Annotated in this window: 18 protein-coding genes, 5 tRNA genes and 4 pseudogenes; 15 read left to right on the plus strand and 12 right to left on the minus strand. The window is 76.1% G+C overall.

Going from position 1 to position 25,504, the window contains the following annotated elements; translation table 11 throughout:
* Nucleotides 1–205: 205 nt before the first annotated feature.
* On the plus strand, nt 206–727 hold the full coding sequence (locus JD77_RS20465) for a DUF488 domain-containing protein (protein WP_145775764.1): 522 nt from the start codon (nt 206–208) through the stop codon (nt 725–727).
* A 1-nt stretch (nt 728) separates the two neighbouring features.
* On the opposite strand, the gene bsaP is transcribed toward JD77_RS20465, so the two are convergent.
* Entirely contained in the window at nt 729–983 is a 255-nt protein-coding gene (bsaP, locus tag JD77_RS20470) for a biotin synthase auxiliary protein BsaP (RefSeq protein ID WP_425463595.1), read from the minus strand.
* A gap of 141 nt (nt 984–1,124) precedes the next feature.
* Entirely contained in the window at nt 1,125–2,120 is a 996-nt protein-coding gene (gene bioB / locus JD77_RS20475) for a biotin synthase BioB (RefSeq protein ID WP_145775766.1), read from the minus strand.
* Nucleotides 2,121–2,381: 261 nt separating this feature from the next.
* On the opposite strand from bioB, the gene JD77_RS20480 reads away from it, so the two are divergent.
* The 4 genes from JD77_RS20480 (at nt 2,382) to JD77_RS20495 (ending at nt 6,866) form a co-directional block, all read left to right on the plus strand.
* Entirely contained in the window at nt 2,382–3,518 is a 1,137-nt protein-coding gene (locus tag JD77_RS20480; RefSeq protein WP_145775767.1) for an 8-amino-7-oxononanoate synthase, read from the plus strand.
* A 136-nt stretch (nt 3,519–3,654) separates the two neighbouring features.
* Complete coding sequence (gene bioD, locus JD77_RS20485; protein ID WP_145777691.1) at nt 3,655–4,359, plus strand: dethiobiotin synthase; 705 nt, start codon at nt 3,655–3,657, stop codon at nt 4,357–4,359.
* 54 nt (nt 4,360–4,413) lie between these two features.
* Complete coding sequence (locus JD77_RS20490; RefSeq protein WP_246140780.1) at nt 4,414–6,132, plus strand: sensor histidine kinase; 1,719 nt, start codon at nt 4,414–4,416, stop codon at nt 6,130–6,132.
* Nucleotides 6,129–6,866, plus strand: a complete 738-nt coding sequence (locus tag JD77_RS20495) for a response regulator transcription factor (protein ID WP_145775768.1) — start codon at nt 6,129–6,131, stop codon at nt 6,864–6,866. Before JD77_RS20490 ends, JD77_RS20495 begins: the two co-directional genes overlap by 4 nt.
* A 38-nt stretch (nt 6,867–6,904) precedes the next feature.
* Here the strand turns inward: JD77_RS20495 and JD77_RS20500 are convergent, their stop codons facing one another.
* From JD77_RS20500 to JD77_RS20520, 5 genes are all read right to left on the minus strand, one after another.
* The gene (locus JD77_RS20500) at nt 6,905–7,708 is read right to left on the minus strand and encodes an ABC transporter permease (RefSeq protein ID WP_145775769.1); all 804 of its coding nucleotides are present in this window, start codon (nt 7,706–7,708) and stop codon (nt 6,905–6,907) included.
* A complete protein-coding gene (locus JD77_RS20505; RefSeq protein ID WP_145775770.1) occupies nt 7,705–8,640 on the minus strand; it encodes an ATP-binding cassette domain-containing protein in 936 nt (311 codons plus the stop codon). The genes JD77_RS20500 and JD77_RS20505 overlap by 4 nt, the downstream gene beginning before the upstream one ends.
* 286 nt (nt 8,641–8,926) lie before the next feature.
* Nucleotides 8,927–10,090, minus strand: coding sequence for a cytochrome P450 (locus JD77_RS20510; RefSeq protein ID WP_145775771.1), 1,164 nt, complete (start codon nt 10,088–10,090; stop codon nt 8,927–8,929).
* A 9-nt stretch (nt 10,091–10,099) separates the two neighbouring features.
* Nucleotides 10,100–10,768, minus strand: a complete 669-nt coding sequence (locus tag JD77_RS20515) for a class I SAM-dependent methyltransferase (protein ID WP_145777693.1) — start codon at nt 10,766–10,768, stop codon at nt 10,100–10,102.
* 454 nt (nt 10,769–11,222) lie between these two features.
* Nucleotides 11,223–11,825, minus strand: a complete 603-nt coding sequence (locus JD77_RS20520; protein WP_145775772.1) for a TetR/AcrR family transcriptional regulator — start codon at nt 11,823–11,825, stop codon at nt 11,223–11,225.
* A 286-nt stretch (nt 11,826–12,111) separates the two neighbouring features.
* Here JD77_RS20520 and JD77_RS20525 point away from each other — a divergent pair.
* From JD77_RS20525 to JD77_RS20535, 3 genes are all read left to right on the plus strand, one after another.
* Nucleotides 12,112–12,184, plus strand: a tRNA-Gly gene (locus JD77_RS20525).
* A gap of 34 nt (nt 12,185–12,218) precedes the next feature.
* Nucleotides 12,219–12,289, plus strand: a tRNA-Cys gene (locus tag JD77_RS20530).
* A 13-nt stretch (nt 12,290–12,302) separates the two neighbouring features.
* Nucleotides 12,303–12,377, plus strand: a tRNA-Val gene (locus JD77_RS20535).
* Nucleotides 12,378–12,604: 227 nt separating this feature from the next.
* Here the strand turns inward: JD77_RS20535 and JD77_RS20540 are convergent.
* Nucleotides 12,605–12,844, minus strand: a complete 240-nt coding sequence (locus tag JD77_RS20540; protein ID WP_145775773.1) for a DUF6458 family protein — start codon at nt 12,842–12,844, stop codon at nt 12,605–12,607.
* A gap of 147 nt (nt 12,845–12,991) precedes the next feature.
* Between JD77_RS20540 and JD77_RS20545 the strand changes: the two genes are divergently transcribed.
* From JD77_RS20545 to JD77_RS20560, 4 genes and pseudogenes are all read left to right on the plus strand, one after another.
* Nucleotides 12,992–13,064: transfer RNA gene (locus JD77_RS20545), tRNA-Gly, on the plus strand.
* Nucleotides 13,065–13,130: 66 nt separating this feature from the next.
* A tRNA-Val gene (locus tag JD77_RS20550) sits at nt 13,131–13,205 on the plus strand.
* Nucleotides 13,206–13,286: 81 nt separating this feature from the next.
* Nucleotides 13,287–15,170 carry a DNA helicase RecQ gene (gene recQ, locus JD77_RS20555; RefSeq protein ID WP_145777694.1) on the plus strand — a complete coding sequence of 628 codons (1,884 nt, stop codon included), beginning with the start codon at nt 13,287–13,289 and terminating at the stop codon, nt 15,168–15,170.
* A 75-nt stretch (nt 15,171–15,245) separates the two neighbouring features.
* A pseudogene (locus JD77_RS20560) lies at nt 15,246–15,608 on the plus strand (Rossmann-fold NAD(P)-binding domain-containing protein); the annotation flags it as partial.
* Nucleotides 15,609–15,709: 101 nt separating this feature from the next.
* Here JD77_RS20560 and JD77_RS20565 read toward each other — a convergent pair.
* Nucleotides 15,710–16,719, minus strand: a pseudogene (locus tag JD77_RS20565) (Acg family FMN-binding oxidoreductase).
* A gap of 112 nt (nt 16,720–16,831) precedes the next feature.
* Between JD77_RS20565 and JD77_RS35205 the strand changes: the two are divergent.
* Nucleotides 16,832–18,798 (plus strand): annotated as a pseudogene (locus JD77_RS35205) (heavy metal translocating P-type ATPase).
* Here JD77_RS35205 and JD77_RS20575 read toward each other — a convergent pair.
* From JD77_RS20575 to JD77_RS20585, 3 genes are all read right to left on the minus strand, one after another.
* Nucleotides 18,780–19,658: a universal stress protein gene (locus JD77_RS20575; RefSeq protein ID WP_145775774.1), complete on the minus strand. Its 879-nt coding sequence runs from the start codon at nt 19,656–19,658 to the stop codon at nt 18,780–18,782. The pseudogene JD77_RS35205 and the gene JD77_RS20575 sit on opposite strands and share 19 nt — an antisense overlap.
* A 164-nt stretch (nt 19,659–19,822) precedes the next feature.
* On the minus strand, nt 19,823–22,228 hold the full coding sequence (locus tag JD77_RS20580) for a phosphoketolase family protein (RefSeq protein ID WP_145775775.1): 2,406 nt from the start codon (nt 22,226–22,228) through the stop codon (nt 19,823–19,825).
* Nucleotides 22,229–22,355: 127 nt separating this feature from the next.
* Complete coding sequence (locus JD77_RS20585; protein WP_145775776.1) at nt 22,356–23,204, minus strand: universal stress protein; 849 nt, start codon at nt 23,202–23,204, stop codon at nt 22,356–22,358.
* A 292-nt stretch (nt 23,205–23,496) separates the two neighbouring features.
* Here JD77_RS20585 and JD77_RS32905 point away from each other — a divergent pair.
* Both JD77_RS32905 and JD77_RS32910 read left to right on the plus strand, forming a co-directional pair.
* Nucleotides 23,497–24,497, plus strand: a pseudogene (locus JD77_RS32905) (diacylglycerol/lipid kinase family protein).
* Nucleotides 24,490–25,467 carry a YihY/virulence factor BrkB family protein gene (locus tag JD77_RS32910; protein WP_211372616.1) on the plus strand — a complete coding sequence of 326 codons (978 nt, stop codon included), beginning with the start codon at nt 24,490–24,492 and terminating at the stop codon, nt 25,465–25,467. The pseudogene JD77_RS32905 and the gene JD77_RS32910 overlap by 8 nt, the downstream one beginning before the upstream one ends.
* Nucleotides 25,468–25,504: the final 37 nt, after the last annotated feature.

The raw sequence follows: 25,504 nt of genomic DNA on the forward strand, positions 1-25,504 counted from the left end.
ACCCCCGCTCCGCACACCACCCGCCCCGCCACCCGACCCCGCCCCCGACCCCGCCCCCGCCACCCGACCCCGCCACCCGACCCCGCCCCGCCCCGCCCCCGCCCCCGACCCGCCGACCGCCACCCCGGCGGCGTCCCGACCGATCTTGGACACTTGCCGTTCGCGCCGAACGGTAAGTGTCCAAGAATCGGGGCAAGCTGGGTGGGTGTTGCTGACCGTGGGGCACGGGACGGCCGACCGGGAGCGGCTGGGGGAGCTGTTGGCCGGCGCCGGCGTCGCGCTGGTGGTGGACGTGCGGCGGTACCCGGCCAGCCGGACCAACCCGGACGTGCGGCGCGCGGAGTTGGAACGCTGGCTGCCGGAGCGCGGCATCGACTACCGCTGGGAGCCTCGGCTCGGCGGCCGCCGGCGCCTCCGTGCCGGGGATCCGGAGCCCGACACCTGGTGGACGGTCGCGGCGTTCCGGGCGTACGCCGCGTACACCCGGACGGCCGAGTTCGACGAGGCGCTGGACGTGGTGCTGGCCGACGCGGCGCGACGAACCGCTGCGGTGATGTGCAGCGAGAGCGTCTGGTGGCGCTGCCACCGCCGGCTGATCGCCGACGTCGCGGCACTCGGTCGCGGGGTGCCGGTGCGGCACCTCATGCCGGACGGCCGGCTCGGTGCGCACCGGCCCGCCGAGGGTGCCCGCCGCCTGCCCGACGGGCACCTGATCTGGGACGGCTGAGTCAGCCCCGGACCTCGCCGTGCTCGACGCAGACCGCCGACCAGCCCACCGGCAGCACCTGCACCTTCATCCGACGCCGGCAGTGGGTGCAGTACCGCGGGGGCTCCAGGGCCCGGGCCGCCGCGCATGCCGCGTGTGGGCCGGCTGCGGCGTCGACGCCGCAGCGGTCGCACCACGGCCCCGGAACGGGGACGTCCACACCGTCGCCCCGTGCCCCGCCCGGCGCGGTGGGCTCGACAAGCTCGGTCCTCCACAGGGCCGTCGTCCTCCACAGGGCCGTCGTCCTCCACAGGGCCGTCGTCCTCCACAGGGCCGTCGTCCTCCACAGGGCCGTCGTCCTCCACAGGGCCGTCGTCCTCCACAGGGTCACGGAAGAGCCCACCGGCTCGCGGAGCGCTCACAGGGTCGCCGAGAGCGCCTTCACCGGCATCTTCAGGTCCTCCAGCAGCGCCAGGTCCGCCGTCGCCGGCCGCCCGAGGGTGGTGAGGTAGTTGCCGACGATGACGGCGTTGATGCCGCCGAGCAGGCCGTCCCGGGTGCCCAGGTCGCCGAGGGTGATCTCCCGGCCGCCCGCGTACCGGAGAATGGTGCGAGGCATCGCCAACCGGAACGCGGCGATGGCCCGCAGCGCGTCCCTGCCCTCGACGATCGGGCGGTCGCCGAGCGGGGTGCCGGGGCGGGGGTTGAGAAAGTTCAGCGGCACCTCGTGCGGGTCCAGCTCGGCGAGCTGCGCGGCGAACTCGGCCCGCTGCTCCACGGTCTCGCCCAGGCCGAGGATGCCGCCGCAGCAGACCTCCATGCCGGACTCGCGGACCATCCGCAGCGTCTCCCAGCGCTCCTCCCACGAGTGGGTGGTGACGACGTGGGGGAAGTAGGAGCGGCAGGTCTCCAGGTTGTGGTTGTACCGGTGTACGCCCATGTCGACCAGCTCGTCGACCTGCTCCTGGGTGAGCATGCCCAGCGAGGCGGCGACCTGGATGTCCACCTCCGCCCGGATGGCGGCGACGCCCTCGCGCAGCTGCCTCATCAGCCGGGCGTCCGGGCCGCGTACGGCCGCCACGATGCAGAACTCCGTCGCCCCGGTCGCCGCCGTCTGCTTCGCCGCCTCCACCAGGGAGGGGATGTCCAGCCAGACCGAGCGCACCGGCGACGCGAACAGGCCGGACTGGGAGCAGAAGTGGCAGTCCTCCGGGCAGCCGCCGGTCTTCAGCGAGACGATGCCCTCGACCTCGACCTCGGGGCCGCACCAGCGCATCCGTACCTCGTGGGCGAGCTGGAGGGCGGCGGGCAGGTGCTCGTCGGGCAGGTTCAGCACGGCGAGGACACCCGCCTCGTCGAGGCCGACGCCGTTCTCCAGTACCTGGGTGCGGGCCTGGTCGAGGATCTCTGGCATGGCACGTACCCTACAAGCCCCTCCGGCGACGGGAAACGGGCCGTTGACCAGCGTGATCGCGGCCGGCGGTGGCGGCGACGGCCGGGGCGGATCCCGTCGGGACCCGGCGGGCGGGTGGTAGCTTCGCCCCGCGGATCAGGTCGACCGAGGGATCCTGTCCCGCGGAGGCGGGGCCGACGAGGAGGGATCCGTCCCGCGGAGGCGGGGCCGACGAGGAGGGATCCGTCCCGCGGAGGCGGGGCCGACAAGGAGGTAGGGGCGGTGGCGGACTGGCTGGCGGCGCTGCACCGCCGCGCCGAGCTGCGGGCGAAGGCCGGGCTGACCCGCCGGCTGCGACCCCGGGCGGCCGGCGACGCGATGGTCGACCTGGCCGGCAACGACTACCTCGGCCTGGCCACCCACCCCGAGGTCACCGCCGCGGCCGCGCGGGCCCTGTCGGCGTACGGACTGGGGGCGACCGGCTCCCGGCTGGTCCGCGGGTCCACCGACGCCCACCACGGGCTGGAGGTGGCCCTCGCCGACTGGCTCGGCGCCGACGGCGCCCTGGTCTTCTCCTCCGGCTACCTGGCCAATCTCGGCGCGGTCCGGGCGCTGGTCCAGCCCCGTACGCTGCTCGTCTCCGACGCGCACAACCACGCCTCCCTGATCGACGGCTGCCGGATCTCCGGCGCCCAGACCGTGGTCACCCCGCACGCCGACGTGGCCGCGGTGGCCGACGCGCTGGCCGCCGTCCCCGGCCGCCCGGCCGTGGTGGTCACCGAGTCCGTCTTCTCCGTCGACGGCGACCTCGCCCCGCTGGCGGAGCTGCACGCGGTGGCCCGCCGGCACGGCGCGCTGCTGCTGGTCGACGACGCGCACGCGCTCGGCGTGACCGGCCCGGCCGGGGCCGGCGGGGTGGCCGCCGCCGGGCTGGCCGGCGAGCCGGACGTGGTGGTCACCGCCACCCTCTCCAAGGCGCTGGGCGGCGCGGGCGGCGTGGTCGCCGGGCCGGCCGAGTTCGTCCGGCACCTCGTAGAGACGGGCCGCACGTTCATTTTCGACACCGCCCTGCCGCCGGCGGTGGCCGCCGGGGTGCGGGCCGCCGTCGACCTGGCCCGCGCGGGCGACGACCTGCGCGCCGAGCTGACCGAACGCGCCGCCCTCGCGGTGCGCCGGCTGCGGGCCGCCGGGCTGACCGTCTCCGCGCCGGACGCCGCCGTGGTGTCGGTGACGGCCCCCGGTCCCGAGGCGGCGACCGCCTGGGCGGCCGACTGCGCCGACCGGGGGGTGACCGTGGGCTGCTTCCGTCCGCCGTCGACGCCGGACAGCCGGTCCCGGCTGCGGCTGACCCTCAGCGCGGCGGTCTCCCGGGCGGACTTCGAGCGGGCGCTGGACGTGATCGTGGAGTGCGCGCCGTGAGGCAACTGCACCGCGCCGTCGCGGGCGGCGTATCGTGCCGCCCCGTGAGTGGGGCGCGGCACGGCGGCGCGGGGCGCGGGCGGGCCCCGCGGGAACGGCGGGAGGTGGCGTGGTGAGCGCGGCGTGGACCGGACCGGTGCTGGTCACCGGCACCGACACCGAGATCGGCAAGACGGTGGCGACCGCGGCCGTGACGGCCGCCGCGCAGGCCGCCGGGCTGCGGGTCGCGGTGGTCAAGCCCGGCCAGACCGGTACGGCCACCGGCGACCCCGGCGACGTCGACACGGTGACCCGGCTGGCCGCGCCGCTCACCGGCCGGACGCTGGCCAGCTACCCCGATCCGCTCGCCCCGCTGGCCGCGGCCCGGGTGGCGCAGCTGGAGCCGCTGGAGCTGTACACCGCCGTCGACGCGATCCGCGAGGAGATCGACAAGCACGACCTGGTGCTGATCGAGGGAGCGGGCGGACTGCTCGTACCGATGGGGTTGCGCCCCTCGGGCGAGCCCTGGACGGTGGCGGACCTGGCGGTGGCGCTGGACGCGCGGGCCGTGGTCGTGGCCCGGGCCGGGCTCGGCACGCTCAACCACACCGCCCTGACCCTGGAGGCCCTCGAACGGCGCGCGGTCCCGGCCGGCGTGGTGATCGGCGCGTGGCCGGCCGAGCCCGAGCTGGTGCACTGGGCCAACCTGACCGACCTGGTGCCCAACCTGCTCGGCGCGCTGCCGGCGGGCGCCGGGTCGATGGACCCGGGGGTGTTCCGGCGGTCCGCGCCGGGCTGGCTCACCCCCACCCTGTACGGGGTGCTCGACGACTGGCGGGCCTGGGCCGAGGACGCGGGCTGACCACCTGACTTTCGTCGGTGCCCCGCCCCGGCGGGCGTCGGTAGCCTGGCCGGCGTGCGGTGGGTGCGACGGTACGGCGACGGGCGGGGCGGGCTGCTCCGCGACGGGCTGCTCTGGGCGGTGGTGGCCGCCCCGATCGGGTTTCCCCGGCTCACGCCCCCGTACGGCCGGTACGCCCTGCCGCTCGGCGCCGGCGCCCTGGCGCTGCTGGCCGTGGCGGTGTGGCTGAGCCACCGCCGGCCGCTGCCGGCGCTGGTGCTGGTGGTGCTGGGCTCGCTGGTCGACGGCAACTTCGTCTTCGCGATCCCGGTGTTCAGCTACCTGACCGGGCGGCGCAGCTCCGGCGCGGCCCCGACCGCCGTCGTCTTCGGGCTGATCGCCGCGGGCGGCACCGCGCTGAACGTCGGGCTGCTCGGCGCCGGCGCGGCCACCTGGTTCCTGCTCGCCTCGGTGCTGCTCTTCGCCGGGGTGTTCCCCTGGCTGGTGGGCCGGTACCGGCGGCAGCAGGAGGAGTTGGTCGTCGCCGGGTCACGGCACGCCGAGGCGGTCGAGCGGGAGCGGCGCGGCGCGGCGGAGCGGATCCGGCTGCGGGAGCGGGCCCGGATCGCCCAGGAGATGCACGACTCCCTCGGCCACGAGCTGAGCCTGATCGCGCTGCGCGCCGCCGCGCTGGAGCTGGCCGGCGACCTGCCCGCCCGGCACCGGGCGGCGGCCGGCGAGCTGCGGGCCAGCGTCGCCGGGGCCACCGAGCGGCTGCACGAGATCATCGGGGTGCTCCGGGAGGAGGGCGGGACGGTGTCCACACGCCCGGCCGGCGAGAGCGTCGCGGAGCTGGTGGGCCGCGCCCGGGAGGCCGGGATGGCCGTACGGCTCGACGGCGACCCCGGCGGCCTGCCCGCCATGGTGGGGCGCGCGGCGCACGGGATGGTCCGCGAGGCGCTCACCAACGCGGCCCGGTACGCCCCGGGCGCGCCGGTCACCGTGACCGTCGCCCGCGCCGGGGACCGGGTTGAGGTCGGCGTGGTCAACGCCGCGCCGCCGGCGGGCCCGCTGCCGGGTCCGCCGTCGACCGGCTCCGGCCTGCTCGCGCTGGCCGAACGGGTCCGCCTGGCCGGCGGTACGCTGCGCGCCGGGCCCCGCGACGGCGGCGGCTTCGCGGTCGGCGCCCGCCTCCCCCTGCCCTCGACGGCCGACCCGGACGCGTTGGCCCCGGGGGCGGCTCCCGACGCGCCACCCGTCGCCCCTTCCGACACGCCACCCTCCAGAGCCTTCGCCGACGGGCTCGACGGCACCCGGCCCGACGTGCCCGGCCGGCCCGGGTCGTACGCCGAGCGGTTCGTGCTTGCGGGGAAGTCTGTACGGTTGACGCAGGCGGTGGACCCGTCCGGGCTCGACCCGGACTGGGCGGACGGGCCGTCCGCCCGCCCCGCGGAGGCGGAACGGCGGCTGCGGGAGGCCCGGCGTCGGGTCCGGCGCAGCCTCGCCGCGGCCCTCGGCGCCCCGGCGATCCTGGGGCTGGTGCTGACCCTGGTCTACTACCCGTTCGCCACGGCCGGGGCGGTGCTCGACGCCCCGACGTTCGAGCGGCTGCCGCTCGGCGCCGCCCGGCAGGAACTGACCGGGCTGCCGCGCCGCCAGGCGGACCCGCCGACGACGGGGGACAGCCCCGGCTGTGAGTACTACACCGACGGCAACTTCCCGTTCGCGCAGGCGACCTGGCGGCTCTGCTTCGCGGACGGGCGACTGGTCAGCAAGGAGCGGGTAGCCGGATGACGTACGAGGGGGACGACGTGCCGCGCGGCGGCGCCGGTGGGGGAGCGGTCGACGGCCACGACCCGACGGCGCCCGGCGCCCGGCCGGTGCGCGTGGTGCTGGCCGACGACGAGGCGATGATCCGGGCCGGGGTCCGGGCGATCCTCGGCTCCGATCCCGGGATCGAGGTGGTCGGCGAGGCCGGGGACGGCGCGGCGGCCGTCGAGCTGGTCCGGGCGCACCGGCCGGACGTGGCGCTGCTGGACATCCGGATGCCCCGGCTGGACGGGCTCGCCGCGGCGGCCGAGATCCGCAGGCTCGTGCCGGAGACGGCGACGGTCATGCTCACCACGTTCGGCGAGGACGACCACGTGGCCCGGGCGCTCGGCCACGGCGCGAGCGGCTTCCTGCTCAAGGCGGGCGACCCCCGGGAGTTGATCGCCGGCGTACGGGCGGTCGCCGACGGCGGGGCGTACCTGTCGCCGCGGATCGCCCGGCGGGTGATCGAGCTGAACGGCGCCCGGCTGGCCCGGCGCCCGGCGGCGCGGGAGCGCACCGCCGGGCTGACCGAGCGCGAGCGGGAGGTGCTCGCCCTGGTCGGGGCAGGCCTGTCCAACGGCGAGATCGCCCGCCGCCTGCACCTCGTCGAGGGCACCGTGAAGAGCTACCTGACCAGCATCTTCACCCGGCTGGAGGTGCGCAACCGGGTGCAGGCCGCCATCCTCGCCCACGAGGCCGGCCTGGTCGGGATGTGAGGAAGGGCCCCCGCTGACAAGAGGCCCTTCCTCACCCGTCAGGCGTCGCGGCGGCGCAGGGCGGCGCGGCCGGCGGCCAGGGCGGCGGCGGCCCAGCCGGCGAGCAGCAGCAGGCCGACCACCGGCGGGTACGGGGCGGCGTCGCCGGCCAGGAAGTGCCCGCCGGCCACCCCGGGAAACGCGTCGGCGATCCGGGTCAGCACGGTGATGCCCGGCTCCTGGAGGGACAACGGGACGATCATCAGCACGGCGAGCAGGACGATCACCGTGAGCACCGCGCTGCGCAGCACCGCGCCGAGGCCGAGCGCCAGCACCGAGACCAGGGCCAGGTACGCGGCCGACGCCACGACGTCGCGCAGCGTCCCGCCGGCCGGCGCGGCGCCCCACTCGCCGAGCACCGGGGCGGCGACCAGCGCGCCGACCGCGCCGAGCAGCAGCCCCAGCCCGAAGGCCACCGCCGCGGTCACCGCGGCCTTGGCCAGCAGTACGCGCCCCCGCGACGGCGTGCACCGCAGGGTGGTGCGCAGCGTGCCGGTGCCGAACTCGGCGGTGATCGCGAGCAGGCCGAGCGCCAGCACGGCGTACTGGGTCAGCTCCAAAGAGTCGATCACCAGGCTGCCGAGGGTGACGATGCCCCGGTCGTCGGCCGGGTCGTCGTTGGTGTTCGCGTTGTCGGCGTAGATCGCGAGCTGACCGGCGGTGGCCGCCGTCAGCAGCACCGCGGACAGCATCGTCCACCAGGTGGACCGGACGGACCAGAGCTTGGTCCACTCGGCGGCGACCGCCCCGGCGAGGGCACCGGGGCGCGGGGCCGGGCGGGTCCCGGCGGCGGACGCGCTCACCGGGCCGTCTCCGGGGAGCCGTTGGCGGCGTACTCGACGCTGCCGCCGGTGAGCGCCATGAACGCCTGCTCCAGCGACGGCGCCACGGTGGTCAGCTCGTGCAGCCGCACGCCCAGGTCGTACGCGAGGTCGCCGACGCGCTCGGCGGTGAGCCCGGTGACGGTCAGCGCGTCCGGCCCGTCGGCCTCGACGGTGACCGCCTCGGCGGCCAGCCGGGCGGCGAGCGCGGCCAGCCCGGACGGCTGCGGGACGCGGACCCGGACCGCGGCGGCGGCGCCGCCCGCGAGCACCTCGGCGACGGGCGCGTCGGTGATCAGCCGGCCCCGGCCGATAACCACGAGCTGGTCGGCGGTCTGCTGCATCTCGCTCATCAGGTGGCTGGACACCAGCACGGTCCGCCCCTGGCCGGCGAGCGACCGGGCGAGCTGCCGGATCCAGCGCACCCCGTCCGGGTCGAGGCCGTTGACAGGTTCGTCGAACAGCAGCACCGGCGGATCGCCGAGCAGCGCCCCGGCGATGCCGAGCCGCTGGCCCATGCCGAGCGACAGCGTCCGGCCGGGCTTCGCAGCGGCCCGCTCGTCCAGGCCGACCAGGGCGAGCACCTCGTCCACGCGACGGCGCGGGATGCCGTTGCTGCGGGCGGTCGCCAGCAGGTGGGCCCGGCCGGACCGCGCCGGGTGGATCGCGCCCGCGTCCAGCAGCGCGCCGACGGTGTGCAGCGGGTGGCGCAACTCCCGGTACGGCCGCCCGTCGACCAGGGCCCGGCCGGCGGTGGGCCGGTCCAGGCCGAGGATCATCCGCATCGTGGTGGACTTGCCCGCGCCGTTCGGGCCGAGGAAGCCGGTGACCCGGCCGGGGAGGATGTCGACGGTCAGGTCGTCGACGGCGGTCGCCGGGCCGAACCGTTTGGTCAGCCCACGTAGTGTGATCATGGCTTGACGGTAGGGATCGAGCGGGGTGTGGCACCGCTGCCGATCGCCGTCGACCGGACCTGACCTTCGTCAGGTCACCGGCCCGCCCCGGGGCTCAGCGCCGCCCGCTCCGGGAGTCAGCGCCGGCCGCTCCGGGGCTCAGGGCCGCACGCTCCGGGAGTCAGCGCCGCCCGCTCCGGGGCTCAGGGCCGCCCGCTCCGGGAGTCAGCGCCGCCCGCTCCGGGATTCAGGGCCGGCCGCTCCGGCTCAGGGCCGGCCGCTCCGGCTCAGCGCCGCCCGCTCCGGCTCAGGGCCGGGCGATGACGAAGGCGTCCGGCATCCGGAAGGTGAGATTGTCGGGGCACCAGGGCGCCCGGACCACCCGTACGCCGTCGAGTAGGGGGGCGGCCTCGGCGACCACCACCGCCGCCTCCAGCCGGGCCAGTTGGGCGCCGACGCAGCGGTGCGCCCCCGCCCCGAACGCCAGGTGTCGGCGCGAGCCGCGCTGCCCGGGCGCGAACGCGGCGGGCTCCGGCACCACCTCGGGGTCCCGCCCGGCGCGGGCCAGCCAGAGCACGAGACTGGTGCCCGCCGGCACCGAGGTCCCGCCCAGCGTGGTGTCGACGGCGGCGACCCGCCGCCAGGTGACGATCGGGGGCTCCAGCCGCAGCCCCTCCTCCACCACGTCGGCGACGGAGACGCTGCCGTCCCGCAGCCCGGCGCGCACCCCGGGCTCGCCGGCGAGCCGGTGCAGCAGCAGGGTGAGGAACTGCGAGGTGGTCTCCTGGCCGGCGACCAGCAGGAAGAACAGCGCGCCGACCACCACGTCGGGGGAGTGCCCGGCGGCCCGCAGCCGGGCGGCGAGGCCGCCGCCGGTGGCGGCGAACGCCCGCAGCACCCGGTGGAACCGCCCCACCTCGGCGGCGAGCGCCCGCTGGCGTTGCTCGTCCAGCGGGGCCCAGAACAGCTCCAGCGCCGCGCGGGCGAACTCCTTCACCGCCCCGACCGGCGCGTCGGGCAGGTCGACGAGCCGAGCCAGCGCCAGCAGCGGCAGGTCGGCGGCGAGGCCGGCGTACAGGTCGACGGGTACGCCGGCGTCGAGCGCCGCGCGCAGCCGGGCGACCCGCTCGCGGACGAGGCCGGTCAGCCACGGCCGCTGGGCGGCGACCCGGTCGGGGTGCAGCGCGTCGGCGACGATGCCCCGGATCTCGGGATGGCTGGCGCCGGAGTTGTTGGCCAGGGTGGGCGGCAGTCGGAACCGGTGCCCGGCGAGCACCCGCAGGGCGGACACCGGGATCGGGGTGACCGCGTCGAGGGCGTTGTCCGGCCGGAACGTCGCCGGGTCGGCGAGCACCCGCCGGACCAGTGCGTGCCGGGTCACCACGAGGTGCCCGACGCCGACGTGGTCGACGACGGTCGCCACGTCCGGCCACCGCCCGTCGACGGCCTCCCCCCACCCCCGGAACAGCACGCCGTCACGCTAACGGGCGGCCCCCGGCGGGGCCGGGTCCAGCTCCCACACGGTGGTGTGCTTCACCCGTACGCTCTCCAGCGCCTCGGACACCGGCACGTCGTACCCGGCCAGCTCGCGGAACCGCTCCCGGGGCAGGAACGCCCGGCCCGGGTCGCCGACCAGCACCCGGGCGCCCGCCCGGGCGACCCGGAGCAGGAAGCGCAGCATCCGGCGCGCCATCGCCTCGCTGTAGAAGACGTCCCCGGCGAGCACCACCTCGGCGTCGCCCGCGTCACCGTCGAGGATGTCGCCCAGCTCGGCGTCGACGCGTACGCCGTTGGCGCCGGCGTTGAGCGCGACCGCGGCCACGGCGCGCTCGTCCACCTCGACGGCGCGGACGGCCACCGCGCCGGCGCGGGCGGCGGCGACGGCGACCAGGCCGGAGCCGGAGGCCAGGTCGAGCACCCGGCGGCCGGCGACGACCTCCGGGTGGTCCAGGACGTAGCGGGCGAGGCCCTGCCCGCCCGCCCACGCGAAGGCCCAGAACGGCGGCGGCTGGGAGCTGCGGAACTCGCCCTCGGTCAGCTCCCACAGGCCGATCGGCTCGTCGGCCTGGTGCAGCCGGACCTCGGGTACGAAGGGCACCGGGGCGAGCCGCGCGTGCAGCCGGACGAAGGCCGTGGAGAGTTCGGACACCCGGTGATTCTGCCCGCCGGGCTGTCTCGCCGCCGTGCCGACCCACCGCCGTGCCGACCCACCGCCGTGCCGACCCACCGCCGTGCCGCCGTGCCGGTCCGCCGCGGTGCCGTTGTGCCGGTCCGCCGCGGTGCCGTTGTGCCGGTCCGCCGCGGTGCCGTTGTGCCGGTCCGCCGCGGTGCCGTTGTGCCGGTCCGCCGCGGTGCCGTTGTGCCGGTCCGCCGCGGTGCCGTCGTGCCGGTCCGCCGCGGTTCCCGCCCGCCACCGTGCCGGCCCACCGCCCGTGCCGGCCCACCGCCCGTGCCGACCCACCGCCCGTGCCGGTCCGCCGCCGTGCCGGCCCGCCACCGTCCCCGCCGCCACCGTGCCGGCCCGCCGGAGTGCCGCCCCGGCACGGCGGCGACCGGGAGCCGGTCGACGTCCACCCGCCGGCCCGGGCCCGGCCGCGCGCGGCTCACTCCAGCTGGGCCGGCTCCAGCCCCAGCTCGCGGGCGGTGACGAGGCGGATCCACTCGGCGAACTGCCGGCGGGAGATGACCCGGTCGTGCACCGCCAGCTGCACGGCGAGGCCGTCCATCACCGCGTTGATCCGCCAGGCGGCGCCGGCCGGGTCGGCGCACTCGAAGGTGCCCTCGCGCACCCCGTCGGCGATCACCGCGGCGAGATCCTCCCGCCAGCGCAGGTCCAGCCGGCGGGAGAGGCGTTCCAGCTCCGGCGTGCGCAACGACTCCGACCACCCGTCGATCCACATGGACCAGGAGGTGGAGCGGCCCGAGGGGGTGTAGAGCCGGAGCAGCCGCCGGAGCTTGGCCAGGGGCGGCGCGGAGGAGCGGACCACGGCGTCGAGGCGGGCCAACTCCTGCTCGACGGCGTACCCGAAGGCCTGCGCGAGCAGCCTCTCCTTGGTGGCGAAGTGGTAGAAGACCAGGGCCTGGCTCACCCCGGCGGCCTCGGCCACGTCGGCCGTCCGGGTGTTGGACAGCCCTCGCTGGGAGATCACGTCACAGGCCGTGCGCAGCAGGGCATCCAGGCGGATCTCGGCGGCACGTCTCGTCACGCCGCTACCGTAACCTATCCGTTCGTGCACAAACAGTCACCGCTCCGGCCGATCGGGTACGTCGGAGTCGGAAGCCGGACACTTCTCGGGCCTACCTCGACCCCGCGTTCGGGGTCGGATACCGCCCTCTCGCCGACATGGCGGGATCCATGCAGCCCGGAAGCCCCCATGTCGCCGACATGGCGGCCCGACTATGTCCGGGACGCGCCGGATGAGGCCCCGATTTGGCAACCGTTCCCGGCCTCGGCTAGAGTTCTCATCCGTCACCGGGAAACGCCGGGGGCACGCGGACGTAGCGCAGCTGGTAGCGCATCACCTTGCCAAGGTGAGGGTCGCGGGTTCGAATCCCGTCGTCCGCTCGGAGATGCCGCCACGCATGTCGGGGGCAACCTCGGTGGAGTGGCCGAGAGGCGAGGCAACGGCCTGCAAAGCCGTCTACACGGGTTCAAATCCCGTCTCCACCTCGGCATTTGGCGAGGGCGATTGGCGCAGTGGGAGCGCGCTTCCTTGACACGGAAGAGGTCACTGGTTCAAACCCAGTATCGCCCACCAGGGAGAAGTAGCCCGGCACCTGACAAGGTGCCGGGCTACTTCGCGTTCGCCGCGGGAACACCGCCATCTCGGCGCGCTCGTCGTCGTGGATCCACCTCCGCCTGTACCGCGACATCGCGGCGTTGGCGGAAGCCGGACACCGCCGTATCGGCGACATCGCGGCGTTGGCGGGAGCCGGACACCGCCGCGTCGGCGACATCGCGGCATCACGACTCCGGTCGGGCCGGTCACAGCGGCGGGGCGACGTCCCGGCGTTCCTCGACCCGCCGGTACTCCACCGGCTCGCTGGTGGTCACCACCTCACGGCGGCGGCCCCAGACCAGCGTGGTCATGATGAGGCCGAGCACGCCGGCCGCCATCAGGATCCAGCCGACGACGTCGAGGTCGACGCCGCCGATGCTCGCGTCGAGCGCGAAGGTGAGGATCGCGCCGACCGCGATCAGGAAGATGCTCGTACCGATACCCACGACAGCCTCCTTCCGGGGGGTGTGGTGCTGTCGGAGAGGGTCAGTACCCAGCCGGTCACCTGCGCAACCACCGGGCCGCGGGGGGACGTGCGGGGCGATCTTGTCATCGGGTAGAGTTTCGGCGTCACCGGGGAACGCCGGGGGCACGCGGACGTAGCGCAGCTGGTAGCGCATCACCTTGCCAAGGTGAGGGTCGCGGGTTCGAATCCCGTCGTCCGCTCGCGATCCGCCCCTGTCGGGGCCGACCGTCGCCGGGAGTCGCGGCCATGCCGCCTCCGGCACCCACGGGCGATTGGCGCAGTGGGAGCGCGCTTCCTTGACACGGAAGAGGTCACTGGTTCAAACCCAGTATCGCCCACCATCGACGTACCGGTCGGCGGCCGCCGTGCCGGGCGGTGTCGGTGACGCCCCGTAGACTCCGCGGGTGACTTCCGGCACCGACATGATCGCCTCCGGCACCGACACCCTCGCCTCCGGCACCGACACCCTCGCCTCCGGCACCGACACCCTCCCCGAGACCCCCCTCGCCGTGCTGCGTCGGGTCTTCGGCTACGACGACTTCCGGGGCGAGCAGCGGGAGATCATCGAGCACGTGGTCGGCGGCGGCGACGCCCTGGTCCTGATGCCGACCGGCGGCGGCAAGTCGCTGTGCTACCAGATCCCGGCGCTGGTGCGCGACGGCGTCGCCGTGGTCGTGTCGCCGCTGATCGCACTGATGCAGGACCAGGTCGACGCGTTGACCGCCGTCGGGGTGCGCGCCGGATTCCTCAACTCCACCCTCGACTTCGACGCCCGGCGGCGGGTCGAGGCGGCGTTCCTCGGCGGCGAGCTGGACCTGCTCTACCTGGCGCCGGAGGCGTTGGGCAGCCGGGCCACCGTCGGGCTGCTCGACCGGGGGCGGATCGCCCTGTTCGCCATCGACGAGGCGCACTGCGTGGCGGAGTGGGGCCACGACTTCCGCCCGGACTACCTGGCGCTGTCGATGCTGCACGAGCGCTGGCCGGCCGTGCCGCGGATCGCGCTGACCGCCACCGCGACCGCCGAGACCGCCCGGGAGATCGCCGCCCGGCTCGACCTCACCGGGGCCCGGCACTTCGTCGCCAGCTTCGACCGGCCCAACATCCAGTACCGGATCGTGTCGAAGCGGGAGCCGCGTCGGCAACTGCTCGACCTGATCCGCACCGAGCACCCGGGCGACGCGGGGATCGTCTACTGCCTGTCCCGGGCGTCCGTGGACCGGACGGCCGAGTTCCTCGTCGCCAACGGCGTACCCGCGCTGCCTTATCACGCGGGGCTCGACGCGGCCACCCGCGCCGCCCACCAGCAGCGGTTCCTGCGGGAGGACGGCCTCGTCATGGTCGCCACCATCGCGTTCGGGATGGGCATCGACAAGCCGGACGTGCGGTTCGTCGCCCACCTCGACCTGCCCCGCTCGGTGGAGGGCTACTACCAGGAGACCGGGCGCGCCGGCCGGGACGGCCTGCCGTCGACGGCGTGGCTGGCGTACGGGCTGCAGGACGTGGTGCAGCAGCGCAAGATGATCGACTCGGGTGAGGGGGACGCGGCGCACCGGCGGGTGCTCGCGGCCCACCTCGACGCCATGCTGGCCCTCTGCGAGACCGTGGAGTGCCGCCGGGTGCGCCTGCTGAGCTACTTCGGGCAGGCCAGCGAGCCCTGCGGCAACTGCGACACGTGCCTGGAGCCGCCGGAGTCGTGGGACGGCACGATCGCCGCGCAGAAGCTGCTGTCGACGGTGCTGCGGCTGCACCGGGAGCGCAACCAGAAGTTCGGCGCGGGGCAGTGCATCGACATCCTGCTCGGCCGGCGGACGGAGAAGATCGCCCAGCACCGCCACGACTCGCTGAGCGTGTTCGGGGTCGGTACCGAGCTGAGCGAGGCCGAGTGGCGGGGCGTGGTCCGGCAGTTGCTCGCCCAGGGCCTGCTCGCGGTCGAGGGTGACTACGGCACCCTGGTCCTGACCGAGACCAGCGGCGAGGTGCTGGGCCGCCGCCGGTCGGTGCCGATGCGCCGGGAGACGACCCGGCCGGCGAAGGCGAAGGCGGCGAAGCCGGCGCGCGCGTCCGGGGCCGGCGCCGTGGAGCTGCCCCCGTCTGCCGAGCCGGTGTTCGAGCGGCTGCGCGCCTGGCGGGCGGCCACCGCCCGGGAGCAGGGGGTGCCCGCGTACGTGGTGTTCCACGACGCGACGCTGCGCCAGATCGCCGCCGACCCGCCGTCGTCGCTGGACGACCTGTCCCGGGTCAGCGGGGTGGGGGAGGCCAAGCTGGCCCGGTACGGCGAGCAGCTCCTCGCGGCCCTGGCGGAGTGAGCTTCTGCCGTCGGCAGATCCGCTGCCCGTGAACACGGTCGTCCCCGGGCCCGCCTCGGCGGCACAGTGGGATGCATGAGACTCCTGGTGCTGGGCGGTACGGGCTTCGTGGGCGGGGCCACGGTCGGCGAGGCGGTGCGTCGCGGCTGGTCGGTGACGGTGTTCAACCGGGGGCTGCACGGTAGCCCGCCGGAGGGCGTACGCCGGTTGCGGGGCGACCGGACGGCGCCCGGCGGTCTCGCGGCGCTGGCCGGCGGCGAGTGGGACCTGGTGGTCGACACCTGGGACGGGGCGCCGCGGGCGGTGCGGGACGCGGCGCGGGCCCTGGCCGGCTCGGCCGGCTGGTACGGGTACGTCTCCAGCGGCTCCGTCTACGCGCCGCCCGTCCCGCTCGGGGTGACGGAGGACGCCGCCACCGTGGCGGCCGCGCCGGACGCCGACGACGGCGTGGGCCTGGCCCCGGAGCGGGAGGCGGCGCTGCTGGCGGCGGCCGCCGCCGGGTAGCGGCTTCGGTCGCGTGGTGGGTCCGCCCGGTGCGGTCAGGCGCCGGCGCCGGGCACGGCGGAGGTGTCGACGACCTGCCCGGTGGGCAGCCGCGGGGTGTGCGGCGGTGCGGGCTGCTGCGGGTTCGCGATCCCCATCCGCAGCGCCAGGTACGGGTGCCCGAGCCCGGCGAGCAGTTGCCGCAGGGTCTGCCGGATGCCCTCCACCTCCACGACGCCGCTCAGCGGCACCATCGACACGCCCAGCCGGGTGGCGGTCAGCCACGCCGCCGAGAGCGCCTCGCCGGCCCGTAGCCAGCTGTCGGGCTCGTCCTCGTCGCCGAAGAGCAGCCCGTACGTCGCCGCGCGGTCGTGGCCCGGCCCGACCGGCAGGGTGCCGGCGCGCCCGAAGTCCCGGCCGGGACGGTGGTCTGCGGCGCCTGCGCGGGCAGCACCTCCGGCGGCAGGCCCGTGCCGGTGCCGGCCCGGCTGGTCCAGTACGCCAGCTCCTCCCGCAGTTGCGGGTCAGTCGCCTCCACCGCACCGGCGTGCCCGGCCGCCGAGGCCAGCGCCAGCACCTGGTCTGGGCCGAGGATCTGCAGCCGGGCGCCCTCCGCTGCCGCCGCCCCGGTGATCTCGTCGATCGCGGCGGGCGGCACCGGCTCGTCGCTGACCGGTCGCCGGTCGGTGTGCCGGGCCTGGACGCACTGCACGAGGCGCATCGCGTCCGGGTCCCCGCCGGAGTGCCGCATGCTGGTGAGGCGGGCCAGCAGCTCCGGCTCGGCCGGGTCGGGCAGCCGCTCGACGACGGGCGTCCAGCCCCCGGCCGCCAGCGCCGTCCGGGCGTGGTGCAGCGCCGCGCCGCAGCTCAGCGTCAGCAGCCGGCCCTCCGGGTCGGTGACGGCCAGCTTCGGGTACCGCACCATTCGCAGCTCCAGGGCGTCGGGCAGGACCCGCCAGCGCCACGGCTGCGTGTTGTGCACCGACGGGGCGCGGCCGGCCGTGGCGGCGGCCTCCGCGAGGGCGGTGGTCAGCGGGCGGTCCGTAGCTGGCGTCTCGTGGCTCATCGTCCAGACCTTTCGTCTCTGCCCATCGTGCCCCAGCCCGGCGCCGCCGCGGGCTCGGATGGTTTCCCCCGGTTGTCCTCCCGGTCCCGGCCGGCGTTGAGAGGATCCGCGGGTGGGGACGCAGCCGGAGTGCCTGCCGGAGCGGCCGGTGCGGCGGCGCCGGGCGTTCAGGCGGGAGTTCGCGCCGCTGACCGCGCTGACCGGGCTGGTGCTGGCCGGGGCGGGGCTGTGGCTGACCGGGTGGCGGGCCGCGGCGGACGCCGTGTGGGCGGTCGCCACGGTGGGTGCGCTGATCCCGGCCGCCTGGTCGGTGCTGCGTCGGCTGTGGCGCCGCCAGTTCGGGGTGGACGTGATCGCCGTCCTCGCGCTGGTCGGGGCGCTGGCCGTCGGCGAGTACCTGGCCGGCGCGGTGGTCGCGCTGATGGCGGGTACGGGCCGGTCGCTGGAGGCGTACGCCCAGCGGCGCGCGACCCGCGACCTGCGTGCCCTGCTGGAGCGGGCCCCCCGCTCGGCGCGGCGGCGCCGCCCCGACGGCGGCATCGAGGTGGTGCCGCTGGACCGGGTCGCGGCGGGCGACCGGCTGCTGGTCGGCCCCGGCGACGTGGTGCCGGTCGACGGCGCCGTCGAGGAGGCGGCCACCCTGGACGAGTCGGCGGTCACCGGCGAGTCCCGGCTCGTCGAGCGGGCGGCGGGGGAGCGGGTGGCCAGCGGCGTGGTCAACGCCGGGGCGGCCTTCGGGCTGCGCGCGACGAGGAACGCGGCGGAGAGCACGTACGCGGGGATCGTCCGGCTCGCCGAGCAGGCGACCGCGCGCAAGGCCCCGATGGTCCGGCTGGCCGACCGGTACGCCGCCGCGTTCGTGCCGTTCACCCTGGTTCTGGCGGGCCTCGGCTGGGCGCTGTCCGGTCAGTTCGTGCGGGCGGTGGCGGTGCTGGTGGTGGCCACCCCCTGCCCGCTGCTGCTGGCCACCCCGATCGCGGTCGTCTCCGGGCTGTCCCGGGCGGCCCGGCGCGGGGTGCTGGTCCGCGACGGCGGCTCGCTGGAGCTGCTCGGCCGGGCCCGCACCCTGCTGATGGACAAGACCGGCACCCTCACGGCCGGCCGGCCGCGCGCCGCCGAGACCGTCGTCGCCCCCGGCGGGGACAGGGACGAGGTGCTGCGGCTGGCCGCGTCGGTGGAGCAGTTGTCCCCGCACGTGCTGGCCGCCGCTCTCGTCGGGCAGGCGCGGGAGCGGGGCCTGGCGCTGGGCGAGCCGACCGACGTGACGGAGGAGCCGGGGCGGGGCGTCACCGGCCGGGTCGACGGGCGGCTGGTCCGGGTCGGCCAGCTCGCCGGGGAGCCGCCGGAGTGGGCGCGGCGGGCGCGGGACCGCGCCGAGCTGGCCGGCCGGTCGGTGGTGCGGGTCGCCGACGAGCGGGGGCCGCTCGGGGCGGTCATGCTGGAGGACCCGGTACGCCCGGACGCCGGCGGACCGTCCGGCGGCTGCGCGGGGCCGGGCTGACCCGGCTGGTGATGGTCACCGGGGACCTGCCGGCCACCGCGGAGCAGGTGGCCCGGGTAGTCGGCGTGGACGACCTGCTGGCCCGGTGCGCGCCGGCGGAGAAGGTGGCCCGAGTCCGCGACGAGTCCCGCCGGGCGGTCACCGTGATGGTCGGCGACGGGGTCAACGACGCCCCGGCGCTGGCCGAGGCACACGTCGGGGTGGCGATGGGCGCCACGGGGGCGAGCGCGTCCGCCGACGTCGCCGACGCGGTGCTCACCGTCGACCGCCTGGACCGGCTCGCCGACGTCGTGGAGATCGCCCGGTACGCCCGCCGGATCGCCAGCCAGAGCGCGGTGGTGGGAATGGGGCTGGCCGTGGTGGCGATGGGCTTCGCCGCGGCCGGGAGGCTGCCCCCGGTGGCCGGCGCGTTCCTGCAGGAGGGCATCGACGTGGTGGTGATCGTCAACGCGCTGCGGGCGCTGCGCGGGGGGCTACGCCGCGCGGACGTCCCGCCGGCCCAGGAAGAGGAGGCGGAGAACGAAGAGGAGGCGGAGGACGAAGAGGAGGCGGAGGACCACTACTCGCCGCGCGGGTGAGGTAGTTCGCGGACCACCGCCACCGGGCAGCGGGCGTGCTGGATGAGCTGCTGGCCGACCGAGCCGAGCAGCATGCCGCGCAGCCCGCCCCGCCCCCGGCTGCCGACCACCACCAGCCGCGCGTCCCCGCTGGCCTCCACCAGGACGGCGGCCGGGCGGCCCGGCACCACCTCGGCGGCCATCTCCACGTGCGGGAACGTGTCCCGCCACCGGGCCAGCGGCTCGTCGAGGGCGGCCCGTTCGGCCGCCGTCGCCGCGTCCGGGTCGGCGCCGCCGTCGGCCGCCGGCTCCCAGGCCCGCAGCACACGCAGGGGCGCCCGGTATCCGGCGGCGCGCTCCACGGCGAAGCCGAGGGCCAGCAGGGAGGCGTCCGAGCCGTCGACCCCGACCACGACCGGCCCGGAGCGGGCCGTGGCGGCGCCGTCGGCGCGGACCACCACCACCGGGCAGTGGGCGTGCGCGGTCACCGCCACCGCGGTCGAGCCGACGAGCAGGCCGGCGAAGCCGCCATGGCCGCGGCTGCCGAGCACCAGCAGGCCGGCCTCGGCCGAGCGCTCCTGGAGCACCAGCGCCGGCGGGCCGTCGTACACCTCGCCGCGCACCGGCACGGCGGGACGGCGGGCGGCGGCGTCGGCGGCGGCGCGGCGGACCAGCTCCTCGACCTGGCGCCGGGCGTTCTCGTCGGGCCAGATCCCGGGGGCCACGCCGGGCCCGACCCAGCCGGCGACCGTCAGCCACTCGAAGACGTACGCCAGGCGGACCGGCCGGCCGCTGCGCTCCGCCTCGTCCAGGGCCCAGTCGAGGGCCACCGCGGCGTCGGCGGAGCCGTCGTAGCCGACGATGATCTCCTCGGCGCTCACGGTGCCGCCCTTTCGTTCGCGACTGCGGGGCTCGCAAGCTCACTCCTCGCGCTCACTGTGCCGCCCTTTCGTTCGCGACTGCGGGGCTCGCAAGCTCACTCCTCGCGCTCACTGTGCCGCCCTTTCGTTCGCGACTGCGGGGCTCGCAAGCTCACTCCTCGCGCTCACGGGTTCCCGCTCCTCAGCTCGGGTTCCGTCTCGCGGACCCAGCGCCACTCCGCGACCCGGGGGTCGTCCTCGCCGAAGCGGCGGGTGTGGTCGCGGCAGGCAGCCCGGGTGTCGACCATCTCCTGACGCAGGTGGGCGGCGCGGGGCGACAGCCCGGGCACCCGGTCGATCACGTCGATGACCAGGTGGAAGCGGTCCAGGTCGTTGAGCATCACCATGTCGAACGGCGTGGTGGTGGTGCCCTCCTCCCGGTACCCGCGCACGTGCAGGTTGGGGTGGTTGGTGCGGCGGTAGCTCAACCGGTGGATCAGCCAGGGATAGCCGTGGTACGCGAAGATGATCGGCCTGTCGCGGGTGAAGATGGTGTCGAACTCCCGGTCCGGCAGGCCGTGCGGGTGCTCCGAGGGCGGCTGCAGCCGCATCAGGTCGACGACGTTGACCACCCGCACCTTCAGTTCGGGCAGGTGCCGGCGCAGCAGGTCGGCGGCGGCGAGGGTCTCCAGCGTCGGCACGTCTCCGGCGCAGGCGAGCACCACGTCCGGCTCGCTGCCGTCGTCGGTGCTGGCCCAGTCCCAGATGCCCAGGCCGCGGCGGCAGTGCTGGATCGCCTCGTCCAGGGTCAGCCAGTTCGGCGCGGGCTGCTTGCCGGCCACCACCACGTTGATGTAGTGCCGGCTGCGCAGGCAGTGGTCCATGGTGGAGAGCAGGGTGTTGCCGTCCGGCGGCAGGTAGACCCGCACCACCTCGGCCTTCTTGTTCACGACGTGGTCGATGAAGCCCGGGTCCTGGTGGGAGAAGCCGTTGTGGTCCTGCCGCCAGACGTGGCTGGACAGCAGGTAGTTCAGCGAGGCCAGCGGCTGCCGCCAGGGGATGCCCCGGGTGACCTTCAGCCACTTCGCGTGCTGGTTGACCATCGAGTCGACGATGTGGATGAACGCCTCGTAGCTGGTGAAGATGCCGTGCCGGCCGGTCAGCAGGTAGCCCTCCAGCCAGCCCTGGCACAGGTGCTCGGAGAGCACCTCCATCACCCGGCCGTCGGGCGAGAGGTGGTCGTCGCCGGACGCGGTGCCGGCGACGAACGCCCGGTCGGTGACCTCGAAGGCGGCACCGAGGCGGTTGGAGGCGACCTCGTCGGGGCCGAAGAGGCGGAACGTCTGCGGGTTCGCGGCGATCACGTCGCGTACCCAGGGGCCGAGCACGCCGGTGGCGCCGGCCATCGGCTTGCCCGGCTGCGGCACGTCGACGGCGTACCCGCGGAAGTCGGGCAGGTCCAGGTCGCGCAGCACGCGGCCGCCGTTGGCCACCGGGTTCGCGCTCATCCGCAGGTCGCCCTTCGGCGGCAGCGCGGTCAGCTCGGCGACGGGGGCGCCGGTGGCGTCGAACAGTTCCTCGGGGCGGTAGCTGCGCAGCCAGCGCTCCAGCTCGGCCAGGTGCTCCGGGTCGTCGCGTACCCGGTCGACCGGCACCTGGTGGGCGCGCCACGTCCCCTCCACCGGCTTGCCGTCGATCTCGCGGGGGCCCGTCCAGCCCTTCGGCGTGCGCAGGACGATCATCGGCCAGCGGGGGCGCTCGACGGTGCCGCCCGCGCGGGCCCGGCGCTGGATGTCGGCGATCTCGTCGAGCACCGTGTCGAGGGTGGCGGCCAGGAGTTGGTGCACGGTCGCGGGGTCGTCGCCCTCGACGAGGTACGGCCGGTGGCCGTAGCCGCGCATGAGGCCGAGCAGGTCGTCGGTGGGGATCCGGCTCAGCACCGTCGGGCCGGCGATCTTGTAGCCGTTGAGGTGCAGGATGGGCAGCACCGCGCCGTCGCGGGCGGGATTGAGGAAGACGTTGGACAGCCAGCTCCCCGCCAGCGGGCCGGTCTCCGCCTCGCCGTCGCCGATCACGCAGGCGACCAGCAGGTCGGGATTGTCGAACGCGGCGCCGTACGCGTGGCTGAGCGCGTACCCGAGCTCGCCGCCCTCGTGGATCGAGCCCGGCACCTCCGGGGCGACGTGGCTGGGGATGCCGCCGGGGAAGGAGAACTGGCGGAACAGCCGCGCCATGCCCGTCTCGTCGCGGCCGACCGAGTGGTACAGCTCGCTGTACGTGCCCTCCAGCCAGGTGTTCGCCACGACGGCGGGGCCGCCGTGCCCGGGGCCGGTGACGAAGATGGTGGACTGCCCGCGGGCGGCGACGACCCGGTTGAGGTGGGCGTAGAGCAGGTTCAGCCCGGGGCCGGTGCCCCAGTGGCCGAGCAGCCGGGGCTTGACGTGCTCGGGCCGCAGCGGTTCCCGCAGCAGCGGGTTGTCCAGCAGGTAGATCTGCCCGACGGTCAGGTAGTTTGCCGCCCGCCAGTACGCGTCCAGCCGGCGCAGCTCGTCCTCGGTCAGGGGGCCGTGCAGGTCTAGAGCGGTATCCATGCTGTCTGAGCCTCTCGCGGGTCGGGGAAGAACGCATCCGCTGTGGTCCAGCCTCGGCGGCCGCCGCGGGGCGGGCAGGGCCGGTCCCGGCGCGTCGGGGCGTCATGACCTGCCGTGCGTCGGGGCGTCATGACCCGTCCCCGGCGGCGGTGACCAGTCCACGCACGACGATGACCGGGGCCGGGGAGCGGTAGAGCAGGGACTGGCTCACCGAGCCGAGCATGCCGCGCCACGGGTCCTCGCCGAGGGCGGCGACGACGGCGAGCTGCGCCGAGCGGGAGCGGTCGACCAGGGCGGGGCCGGGGTCCCCGGCGACGGTGTCGCACCGGGCGCGTACCGCCGGGTGCCGGCGCCCGCAGCGGGCCACCGCCTCCGCCAGTTCGGCGCGCGCGGCGGCGTCGGCGTCCGCGCTGGCGGCCCCGTCGACGGGCTCGGTGACCCGGACGGCGAGCAGCGGGGCGGACCGTCGGGCGGCGCAGTCGAAGGCGAACTCCAGCGCGGCGTGGGAGCTGGGCGATCCGTCCACGCCGACCAGGATCGGGCCCCGCGGCGGCGGCTCGGGGCGGACCACCAGCACCGGGCAGCCGGCCTGGGCGGCGAGCTGCACGGCCGGGGCGTCGGCGGGGACGCAGTCGACGCAGTGCATCCCGCCGTCGCCGATGGCGACCAGGAACGCGGTCTCGGAGCGGCGGAGCAGCGCCGCGACGGCGGCGCCCTCGACGATCTCGTTGCCGACCGGAATGGCCGGCTCGACCTCGCCGGCAACTGCGGCGGCGCGTTCGAGCAGGTGCTCCGCCTCCTCGTGCGGGGCGGTCCCGGGGGGCGCCTGCGGAGCCGCCGCCCAGTTGAAGGCGTGCAGCAGGCGCAGCGGCCGGTCGTGGTCGGCGGCTTCGCGGGCGGCCAGCCGGACGACCTGGAGGGTCTGTTCCGACGGGCCGACCGCGGCCACCACCGGCGCGTCGGCGGGTGCCGTCATCGGCCTCACCTCCCGGCGCCGCCACGGCCCGACCGCAATTTCCTCACCGAGCGTAGTTGGGCCGGCGTTGCGGCGGGGCTGGATGCGGGAAGGGCCGTCAACCTTTGCGGCGGCGGCCGGGCGGCCGGCGACCCTGCCCGGCGGCGGCCGGGCGGCCGGCGACCCTGCCCGGCGGCGGCCGGGCGGCCGGCCACCCTGCCCGGCGGCGGCCGCCGGCAAACCTGATTCCGGTGCGCACAACCTCACCCGGCGCCGGGTCGCCGCCCGGTCGCCCGTGCTGCACACTGGCGCCGTGGACGGTGAGCGGGACGACAAGCCGGCCCCCGGCGGCGGGCCGCGCTCGGCGGTGGTGGTGAACCCGGTGAAGGTGGCCGATCTCGCCGGGCTGCGGGAGACCGTGAACGCCGCCCTCGCCGCCGCCGGCTGGCCCGAGCCGCTGTGGTTCGAGACCACCCCGGAGGACCCGGGGCGGGGCCAGACCCGGGCGGCGGTCGAGGCCGGCGTGGAGGTCGTCTTCGCCTGCGGCGGCGACGGCACCGTGATGTCCTGCGTCGGCGGGCTCGTCGGCACCGACGTGGCGCTCGCCGTCCTGCCCCAGGGCACCGGCAACCTGCTGGCCGCCAACCTCGGCCTCTCCGACGACCTGGCCGCCGGGCTGGAGGTGGCCGTCGAGCGCGGCCGCCGACAGCTCGACGTCGGCGCCGTCGAGGACCACCACTTCACGGTCATGGCCGGGATGGGCTTCGACGCGCAGATGCTCGCCGACACCTCCGAGGCCACCAAGGCGCGAATCGGCTGGCCCGCGTACGTGATGGGGGCCGCGCGGCACCTGCGGGACCGGCCCATGCGGGTGGTCATCCGGCTCGACGACCGGCCGCCGCTGCGCCGCCGGGCCCGCTCCGTGCTGGTCGCCAACGTCGGCCGGCTACAGGGCGGGGTCACCCTGCTCACCGACGCCGAGCCGGACGACGGTTGGCTCGACGTCGCGGTGCTCACCCCGCGTACGCTGCGGCACTGGCTGGCCATGGCGTGGGCGCTGGTGCGCCGACGCGGCAGCGTGCCCCGGATGGAGGTCTTCCGCTGCCGGCGGGTGCGGATCACCAGCAACCGGCCCCAGCCCCGGGAGCTCGACGGCGACCTCATCGAGCCGGGCCGGCAGCTCAGGGCGGAGATCCGACCCCGCGCGCTCTGGCTGTGCGTGCCGCAGCCGGAGGAGGCCCCGACCTCGCCGTCGACGCCGACGCCGCGGGGGAGCGGGGCGAGGAACTGGTCGAGGAGGCCCGCCGTGAGTAGCACCAGGATGGTCCCCGAGACGCGGCTGATGTCCGACGAGGAGCTGTCCGCCGACGACGCCTGGCACACGCTGCGCAGGCAGGGCGGCTGGTGCCTGCTGCGGGACGCCTTCGTCCGGTTCCGCTACGGCGACGGGTTCAGCCACGCGCGGGCGTTGGCCTTCCAGCTCTGCCTCGCCGTCGTCCCGTTCATGATCGCGTTCACCGGCCTGATCACCGACCTGGGCGCCGACGAGGGCGGCCGGGTGGTGGCCGACACGGTGCTCGCCCTCACCCCCGGGCAGAGCGAGCAGGTGGTGCAGGAACTGCTCGTCGACAGCGAGCGCACCGAGGACGCCGGCGAGCTGGCGCTGACCCTGGGCCTGCTGACCGGCCTGGTCGCGCTGACCATGACGATGGCCCAGATCGAGCGCGGCGCGAACCGGATCTACGGGGTGGAGCGCGACCGCCCGGCGCTGTGGAAGTACCTGCGCGCCACCGTTCTCGCGTTGACCGCCGGCGTGCCGGCGCTGGCCGGGTTCCTGATCCTGGTCGGCGGCGGCGCCATGGGCGAGTCCGTACGGCGGCACTACGCCTGGGGCCCGCTCGCCCACGGCGTGTGGGAGGTGGTCCGCTGGCCGCTGAGCCTCGGGCTGACCGTGCTCGCCGTGGCGCTGCTGTTTCGGCACGCGCCCCGGCGTCGGCAGCCCGGCCTGTCCTGGCTGCTGTTCGGCGCGGGCACCGCGACCGTGCTGTGGTGGCTGGCCAGCCTGCTGCTCGCCGGGTACGTGCGGTTCAGCGACGGCTTCGGGCAGACGTACGGGGCGCTGACCGGGATGATGGCGCTGCTGCTCTGGGCCAACCTCACCGGCGTGGCGCTCTTCGGCGGGCTGGCCTTCGCCGCCCAGCTGGAGGCGATGCGGGTCGGCGTACCCGAGCCGGCCGAACCGGACCTGTGGCAGCCCGAGGCGGAGCGCGCCGACACCCACTGACCCGCCCCCGGTGCCGTCCCCGGTGTACGCGAGAACC

Origin of the sequence: Micromonospora olivasterospora, from assembly GCF_007830265.1 — a bacterium.
Lineage (GTDB): Bacteria > Actinomycetota > Actinomycetes > Mycobacteriales > Micromonosporaceae > Micromonospora > Micromonospora olivasterospora.